The 6,118-nt window shown below is 76.8% G+C and carries 6 protein-coding genes and 2 pseudogenes; 3 read left to right on the top strand and 5 right to left on the bottom strand.

The window, feature by feature from the left end; translation table 11 throughout:
• The 3 genes and pseudogenes from VR44_RS34455 to msrB all read left to right on the top strand — a co-directional run.
• Positions 1-162: pseudogene (locus tag VR44_RS34455) on the top strand (indole-3-glycerol phosphate synthase); the annotation flags it as partial.
• Positions 163-227: 65 nt separating this feature from the next.
• A pseudogene (gene murC, locus VR44_RS34450) lies at positions 228-1,630 on the top strand (UDP-N-acetylmuramate--L-alanine ligase).
• A gap of 23 nt (positions 1,631-1,653) precedes the next feature.
• Positions 1,654-2,061 carry a peptide-methionine (R)-S-oxide reductase MsrB gene (gene msrB, locus VR44_RS34445; RefSeq protein ID WP_045951578.1) on the top strand — a complete coding sequence of 136 codons (408 nt, stop codon included), beginning with the start codon at positions 1,654-1,656 and terminating at the stop codon, positions 2,059-2,061.
• On the opposite strand, the gene VR44_RS34440 is transcribed toward msrB, so the two are convergent.
• From VR44_RS34440 to VR44_RS48970, 5 genes are all read right to left on the bottom strand, one after another.
• Entirely contained in the window at positions 2,042-2,968 is a 927-nt protein-coding gene (locus VR44_RS34440; protein ID WP_045951577.1) for an NAD-dependent epimerase/dehydratase family protein, read from the bottom strand. The two genes, msrB and VR44_RS34440, sit on opposite strands and share 20 nt — an antisense overlap.
• Positions 2,969-3,107: 139 nt before the next feature.
• Positions 3,108-4,166 (bottom strand): hypothetical protein, encoded by a 1,059-nt coding sequence (locus tag VR44_RS34435; protein ID WP_045951576.1) that lies wholly within the window; start codon positions 4,164-4,166, stop codon positions 3,108-3,110.
• Positions 4,163-4,918 (bottom strand): glycosyltransferase family 2 protein, encoded by a 756-nt coding sequence (locus VR44_RS34430; protein ID WP_045951575.1) that lies wholly within the window; start codon positions 4,916-4,918, stop codon positions 4,163-4,165. Before VR44_RS34430 ends, VR44_RS34435 begins: the two co-directional genes overlap by 4 nt.
• Entirely contained in the window at positions 4,915-5,382 is a 468-nt protein-coding gene (locus VR44_RS47885) for a class I adenylate-forming enzyme family protein (RefSeq protein WP_342669425.1), read from the bottom strand. Before VR44_RS47885 ends, VR44_RS34430 begins: the two co-directional genes overlap by 4 nt.
• Positions 5,366-6,118, bottom strand: a 753-nt coding sequence (locus tag VR44_RS48970; protein ID WP_342669424.1) for an AMP-binding protein, incomplete at its 5' end; no start/stop codon positions are given. The genes VR44_RS47885 and VR44_RS48970, both read right to left, overlap by 17 nt.

Genomic DNA, 6,118 nt, shown 5'->3' with positions numbered 1-6,118 from the left:
CTCGACCACCTCAAGGACGTCGTGGACGAAACGGGCGCCGACGAGGTGATCGTCCTGACCGCCCCCCACTTCGTCGAGGAGTTCTTCCACCGGGACTGGGCGTCCCGCGCCCGGCACAAGGTCGGGGTTCCGGTGCTCAAGCTCTTCGCCCACAACGAATAGGCTGGGGCGGACACACCCGCGGACCCCCGCCCGCGGACCCCGCACACGATCCTGGAGCGACCTGAATGAAGCCCGGCCTGCCGACCGCGATGGAACGGCCCCACTTCATCGGCATCGGCGGCGCCGGCATGTCCGGCATCGCGAAGATCCTCGCCCAGCGGGGCGCGCGGGTGGCCGGCAGCGACGCCCGTGACTCCGAAACCGCCGAGGCGCTGCGCGCCCACGGTGCCACGGTCCACATCGGGCACGCCGCCGGCCACCTCGCCCCCGAGTCCACCTGCGTGGTCGTCTCCAGCGCCATCCGCGCCGACAACCCGGAACTGGCCCGCGCCGCCGAACTCGGCATCCCCGTCGTGCACCGCTCCGACGCCCTCGCCGCCCTGATGGACGGCCTGCGCCCGATCGCCGTCGCCGGCACCCACGGCAAGACCACCACCACGTCCATGCTGGCGGTCTCCCTCTCCGCCCTGGGCCTGGACCCCTCCTACGCCATCGGCGGCGACCTGGACGCCCCCGGCTCCAACGCCCACCACGGCGAGGGCGACATCTTCGTGGCCGAGGCGGACGAGAGCGACCGCAGCTTCCACAAGTACGCCCCGCAGGTCGCGATCATCCTCAACGCGGAGCTCGACCACCACGCGAACTACGCGTCGATGGACGAGATCTACGAGTCCTTCGAGACCTTCGTCGGCAAGATCGTCCCCGGCGGCACCCTCGTCGTCGCCCAGGGCCAGGCCGGCGCCGCCGAGATCGCCCGCCGCGTCGCGGGCCGCGAAGGCCTGCACGTCGTCACGTACGGCGAGGCCGAGGACGCCGACGTCCGCATCACCAAGATCACCCCCCGCGGTCTGACCAGCGAGGTCACCGTCCTCCTCGACGGCCGCCCGCTCACCTTCACCGTCTCCGTGCCCGGCCGCCACTACGCGCACAACGCCGTCGCCGCCCTCGCCGCCGGCGTCGCCCTCGGCATCCCCGCGCACAACCTGGCCTCCGCCCTCGGCAAGTACACCGGCGTCAAGCGCCGCCTCCAGCTCAAGGGCGAGGCGGCCGGCGTCCAGGTCATCGACTCCTACGCGCACCACCCCACCGAGATGACCGCCGACCTCGAAGCCATCCGCGGCGCCGCCGGGGACTCCCGCATCCTGGTCGTCTTCCAGCCGCACCTCTTCTCCCGCACCCAGGAGCTCGGCACGGAGATGGGCCAGTCCCTCGCCCTCGCCGACGCCTCGGTCGTCCTCGACATCTACCCGGCCCGCGAGGACCCGGTCCCCGGCGTCACCAGCGAGATCATCATCGCCGCCGCCCGCGCCGCCGGCGCCGACGTCACCCCCGAGCACGACAAGACAACAAGAACGCCGTCGCCGACGTGATCGCGGGAATGGCCAAGCCCGGTGATCTCGTTCTCACGATGGGCGCGGGCGACGTCACGGACCTGGGACCCCAGATCCTCGCCCGCCTGGCCAACTGAGGAACCGAGGGAGCGGAAGCGTCATGGCGTACGAGGTCCAGAAGACGGACGAGCAGTGGCAGGCGGAGCTGACCCCGTCCGAGTACCAGGTACTCCGCCTCGCCGGCACCGAACCGGCCTTCCGCGGCGAGTACACGGACACCAAGACGGAGGGCGTCTACTCCTGCCGCGGCTGCGGCGCCGAACTGTTCCGCTCCACGGAGAAGTTCGAGTCCCACTGCGGCTGGCCCTCCTTCTACGACCCGAAGGACTCCGAGGCGGTCGAACTGAAGGCGGACACCTCCCACGGCATGGTCCGCACGGAGGTCCTCTGCGCGAAGTGCGGCTCCCACCTGGGCCACGTCTTCGAGGGCGAGGGCTACCCGACCCCCACGGACCAGCGCTACTGCATCAACAGCATCTCCCTCCGCCTCACCCCGACCGAGGACTGAGCGGCGCGGCGGGCACGTCCGCCAGGTAGTCCTCCAGGGCGCGGGCCGGGGTCCAGCCCTGGGAGCGGGACCTGGTCAGGTCCAGGGTCACCGGGTGGGACAGCTGGTCCAGGGCGTAGCGGCTCAGGGGTGGTTCCGTGCGGGTGAGGCGGGACGCCGCCTCCGCCGCGCGGGCCGCCGCTGCCGCCAGGGGGAGGGGGAGGTGGCGGACGCGGGCCGGGATGCCGTGGGCGTGGAGGACCGCCGTGATCGCCGCGTCCCGGGCGTACGGGGCCGCGTCGGCGATGTTGTACGCGCCCGGGGCCCAGGCCGGGGCCGCCAGGCAGGCGGAGGCCAGGTTCTCCACCGCCGTCAGGCTGAGGCGGACGTCCGGGCCCGGGAGGAACAGGGTGCCGGCGCGTACCCGGGACAGCAGGCGGGGGAGGAGCTGGGTGTCGCCCGGGCCGTAGACCGCCCTCGGGCGCAGCACCACCGCCCCCGCCGCCAGGGCCAGCGCCTCGCCCTCCGCCTTCGTACGGCCGTAGGCGTTGAGGTGGTGCGAGCGGGGGTGGTCCTCCGTGACCCGGGACCGGTCCAGGCGCGGGTCGTAGACGCTCGCGCTGCTCACCCACACCACCGGCCGGCCCGCCGCCGCCCGCAGCAGCCGGGCCGTGCCGCCCACGTTCACGGCGCGCATCTCCGCCTCCGCCCGCGAACCCGGCGCCGGATCGCCCACCGCCGCCGCGCAGTGCACGATCAGCTCCACGCCCGGGAGGGCGGGTTCGGCCGACGCCGCGTCCCAGTACCGGTGTTCGCCCAGCGGGCCCGGCCGGCGGCCCAGGCAGACCACGGAGTGGCCGGCCGCGGCGGCGGCGCGGGCGACATGACCGCCGCAGAAGCCGCTCGCGCCGGTGACGGCGATCCTCATGCGGCTGCTCCTCCTGCCGGTCCGTACGGGTCCGGTGTGCGGGCGGGGTGGTTGCGTCGGGCGGGCGGGGTGGCGGCCGCCGTCGACGCCGGTCGCGGCGAGGACGGGGAGCCGCTCCGGCAGGCCCCGGTCGCGCGGGTCACGCGGTCGCCGCCAGCCGCAGCTCCCGCCAGCCCGGCAGGGCCGACCTCCGGTCCACCCGGGCGCGGGTCACCACCGGCCGGTGCGGGGCCAGGGCCTCCAGGGTGTCGGCCAGTTGGGCGGTGGCCAGGCGGGCGCCCGGGCAGGTGTGCGGGCCCGCGCCGAACACCAGCCGGGCCACCCCCGGCCCGGCCGGGGAACGGCCGTCCGGGTCGCGGCCGTGGGCCTGCGCCGCGTGCCGGGCCACCAGCAGCAGCCGGTCCCCGCCGCGCACCGGGCAGCCCCCGACCAGCCCGTCCGCCGCCGCCACCCGGGGCAGCACCGGGGAGGCCGCCGTCACCCGCAGCAGCTCCTCCGCCAGCCGGGGCCGCAGCTCCGCGTCCGCGGCCTGCCCCCACAGGCCGGCGTCCGCGCACCACGCCACCGCCCGCGGCAGCGCCGCCACGGTGGTGTTGAGCATCGCGGACAGCGGGTCCCCGTCGGCCAGGAGGCCCCGCAGGCGCTCCGCCGCCCCGGCCGCCCTCGCCCCCGCACCCGGTCGTGGCAGGCCCGGCAGGTGGTCCCGTACCGAGGCCGCCGCGGCGACGGCGGCCGCCTCCGCCACCGCCCGCGGGTCGGCCGGGCACTCCAGCAGGGCGCACACCACCGACCCCGCCAGCTCCCGGGCCAGCGCCACCACGTCCACCTCCCCGCCCCGCCCCAGCGGCGCGAACCCCCGTACCAGCAGTGGCCGCCACACCTCCCGCAGCCGCTCCACCCGGTCCGCGCGGTGCCCGCCGCCCTCCTGGTCGAACAGCACGCCCCCGGCTCCGCGCAACGCCTCCCGCGCGGCCCCGCCCGTCGTCCCCGCCGCCGTCCGGTCCAGCGGCAGCCGGGTCAGCGCCTGCCGGTACGCCTCCGCGTCGTGCACCAGCACCGTCCCGCCGAGCCGCCGCACCCCGCGCCCGCGCGTCGCCGCCAGCAGCCCGAAGAGGAGGGGGTGGCTGCGCAGGTACACCCGGCGGTCCCGGCCGCGGGCCCGGGCGTGGGAGTGCGTGTGGGCGTGGGTGGTGGTCATCGGACGTGGACTTCCTTCGTGTCGACGGGCCGGTAGCGCCGGTCCCAGTACCAGAGCAGGGTGCGCCGGGCACCCCAGGAACGCAGCCGCCGCAGGCTGTTCTCCACCACCAGCCGCTCACAGCGCACGACCGCCGCGCTGTGCTCCCGCGCCCGGTTGAGCAGGGTGACGTCCTCCGAGCCCTCCTCCAGCCGCTCGCGCGGCGCGCCGCCGCAGCGGACGTACAGGCCGGCGGTGATGCCGAGGTTGTGCCCGTGGCACAGCACGTACGGCGCCCGGAAGCGGGGGTCCCGGTGCGCGGGCCGCCACCGGCCGTACAGCGCGGTCAGCCGCACCAGCGCCGGCAGCAGCCGGGCCTCCGCGAACGTCGGCCGCTCGTCCCGGCGCGGCACGCTCCGCCCGCACACCATCTCCGCCCCCCGCCCGAACTCCGCCCGGGCCACGGCCGTCCAGTCCCGGGCCGGCAGGCAGTCCGCGTCCGTACGCAGCAACAGGCGCGCCCCGCCCCGTACCGCGTGCCGGAAGCCGGTGTCGGCCGCCGTCCCCGCCCCCGGTTCGGGTTCGTGGACCAGATCGACGGGAAACGGCGCCGAGCGCGCGAACTCCCGTACGATCCGGGCCGTGCCGTCCGTCGAGGCGTTGTCGACGACCACCAGCCGGAAGCCGGTGTCCTCCTGCGCGGCCAGCGCCGCCAGGGTCGCACCGATCGACCCCGCCTCGTCGTACGCCGGGACCACCACCCACAGGCTCACCGCGCACCCCCGCCCAGCCGGGCCGCCGCCAGCGCCGACACCGCCGCCCGGTCCGGCTTGCGCGAACGCCCCGACATCGGGATGTCCGCGAACAGCAGCGCGTCCGGCCGGGCCGTCCCCATCGCCCGCAAGGGCTCCGACAGGGCCGCGCGCAGGGCCGGTTCGGGCACCCCGCGCTGCGGCTGCACCACCGCGACGAGCCGCTCGTCCCCATCGCCCGCCGGAACCCCGACGAGCACGCCCAGCTCCACGCCCGGCACGTGCAGGCCCGGCTCGTACAGCCCCGGGTAGATGTTCTCGGCCCGCCGCAGCACCATGTCCTTGCAGCGGCCCTCCAGCACGATCCGACCCGCCCCGTCCAGCCGCGCCCGGTCGCCGGTACGCACCCACGGGTCCGGCTCCTCGCCCAGGTAGCGGTCCCGGGCGGCCGGCCCGGTCAGCAGCAGCTCACCCCGCGCGTCCACCGCCGTACGCACCCCGGGCAGCGGGGTGCCCACCAGGTCCCCGGCCGCGTCGAAGGCGGCCTTCTCCCGGGACTCCACGGCGGCCGCGGGGAACAGCTCCGTCAGCGCATACACCCCCCACGCCTCCCGCGCCCCCGCCTCCCGGACCCGCCCCAGCAGTCCCGCGCTCGCCGGAGCCGACCCCGTCCACACCCGGCCCCCGCAGCTGCGGCGGCGTCAGGTACGTGTCCCCGGGCCGCAGCCGCGCCAGCTGCCGGGCCAGCACGGCGGGGGAGCGGGCCGGCAGCGCCACCGGCGCGCCCTGCGCCAGCGAGGGCACCAGGACGAAGAAGGTCCCGCCCAGCACGGGTGCGCCGGACCCGGCGTCGAACAGGGAGGACACCGTCTCCATCCCGGCCGCCAGCCCCGCCCGGGTGTGCACCACCGCACGCGGCCGGGAGGTGGTCCCCGAGGTGAACACCACCACCGCGTCCCCGTCCCCCTCGTACCCGGCGGGCACCCCCGCCCGCGGCGCCCCGAGGTCCAGCGCGGGCGCGCATCCCGGCAGCCGGGGGCCGACGGTGGCCACCGGCCCCAGCGCGGCCAGCTCCGGCAGTTCCAGCCGGGCCCGCCGGGCCAGCGGCGCCGCCCACCCCGCCACCGCCTGCGCGGCCGCGTCCGCCAGCACCAGCGCCGGCCGGGCCAGCTCCAGCCGGGCCCGCAGCACCTCCGCCCCGGCCCCGGGGTCCAGCACCGC

The sequence above is a fragment of the Streptomyces katrae genome, from assembly GCF_000966975.1.
GTDB classification, from domain to species: domain Bacteria; phylum Actinomycetota; class Actinomycetes; order Streptomycetales; family Streptomycetaceae; genus Streptomyces; species Streptomyces katrae.
The sequence above is the reverse complement of the archived record's forward strand: the minus strand, read 5'-3'. Positions and strand labels throughout refer to the sequence as shown.

Coding starts and splice junctions, on each gene's coding strand:
- msrB (WP_045951578.1), top strand. CDS start 1,654: ATGGCGTACGAGGTCCAGAAGACGGACGAGCAGTGGCAGGCGGAGCTG.
- VR44_RS34435 (WP_045951576.1), bottom strand. CDS start 4,166: ATGACCACCACCCACGCCCACACGCACTCCCACGCCCGGGCCCGCGGC.
- VR44_RS34440 (WP_045951577.1), bottom strand. CDS start 2,968: ATGAGGATCGCCGTCACCGGCGCGAGCGGCTTCTGCGGCGGTCATGTC.